This is a genomic window from Microbacterium sp. (assembly GCF_011620715.1).
GTDB lineage: Bacteria > Actinomycetota > Actinomycetes > Actinomycetales > Microbacteriaceae > Microbacterium.
The window spans coordinates 2,411-3,519 of sequence record NZ_WOYP01000038.1; the positions used below are offsets into that span (position 1 = coordinate 2,411).

Annotated in this window: 2 protein-coding genes; one reads left to right on the top strand and one right to left on the bottom strand. The window is 69.2% G+C overall.

Annotated features, from left to right (window positions below):
- The first annotated feature begins 189 nt into the window (after positions 1–189).
- Complete coding sequence (locus tag QZV84_RS03950) at positions 190–678, top strand: MarR family transcriptional regulator (RefSeq protein WP_292825613.1); 489 nt, start codon at positions 190–192, stop codon at positions 676–678.
- A gap of 10 nt (positions 679–688) precedes the next feature.
- Here the strand turns inward: QZV84_RS03950 and QZV84_RS03955 are convergent, their stop codons facing one another.
- A complete protein-coding gene (locus tag QZV84_RS03955; protein WP_292825616.1) occupies positions 689–1,000 on the bottom strand; it encodes a hypothetical protein in 312 nt (103 codons plus the stop codon).
- Between the last annotated feature and the right edge of the window lie 109 nt (positions 1,001–1,109).

The following is a 1,109-nucleotide window of genomic DNA, read 5'->3' on the forward strand; positions in this document are numbered from 1 at the left end:
AGGGCGAGGGTTGCGCGTGGGGTAGGGCGAGGGTTGCGCGTGCGCGAAGATCTGGGGCAGGTCGCCGACTGCACACCGGCGCTCGTCGAGTTGCCGGTAGCCTCGCGACGATCGCGTCGATTCCTCGGCGGGTTGGGGTCTCGGGGCCGAAAGTCGCCTCGCGGCCGCCGCGGTCGGTAGCGTCGTGTCGTGGCGAACGATGACTCCGATGACGTGGACGCGCTGATCGACGCGTGGTCCGAGCGTCTGCCGGGCGTCGACGTGACCCCGCTCGAAGTGATGTCTCGGCTGCGCCGCGTGTCGATCCGGCTGGCGCGCATCCGCGCCGGTGCCTTCGCAACAGTCGGGCTGGCGTCGTGGGAGTTCGACGTGCTCGCCGCGCTGCGCCGGGCTGATGAGCCGCATGAGCTGAGTCCGGCGCAGCTGATCCAGCGCACGATGATCGGCAGCGCAGCGATGACCAACAGGATCACCAACCTCGTCGAGCGCGGCTATGTCCGACGGCAGGCGAATCCGCGCGATGGCCGCGGCGTGCTCGTGCGCCTCACCGACGAGGGACGCGTGCGGGCGGATGCCGCGATGACCGAGCTGATTCGTCGTGAAGCGCGCGCTCTCAGTGTGCTGAGCCCCGACGACGTCGATGTACTCGCCCGGATGCTCCGCCCGCTGATGGGCTGACCGCCCGCCGCTACCACTTCTCGCGGGCGAGGGCGTCCCAGTTGACGTCGATCATCCGCGGCTTCCGCCGTGAGATACGTGCTCGCAGCACCATGCCGGGCTTCGGCCAGTAGCGCCGGTCGAGGATCACTTCGGTCGCGAGCGGTTCGGAGTCCAGGCCCGGACCCTCCAGGATCAGCTCCATGTTGCAGGCCTGGTAGCGCAACCGGCCCTTCGGCTCCGACAGTGAGACGATGCGGACCGTGCCCTGCAGGGCGTCCGCCATCGGCGATCCTGTCATCCGCTCGAGCGACTCGGCTGCGCCTTCTTCCCAATCCTCCATGGCTCGAGGCTAGCGGTCGGCGGCACCCGGCCGGACCCGACCTCCCGGCCCACGAAGTAGTGCATTGCGCGTCGAGAAGGTGCATTGCGCGTCGAGAAGGTGCATTGCG

What these genes read in the sequence shown, in the direction of transcription:
- QZV84_RS03955 (WP_292825616.1), bottom strand. Translation starts at nt 1,000, where the DNA reads ATGGAGGATTGGGAAGAAGGCGCAGCCGAGTCGCTCGAGCGGATGACA.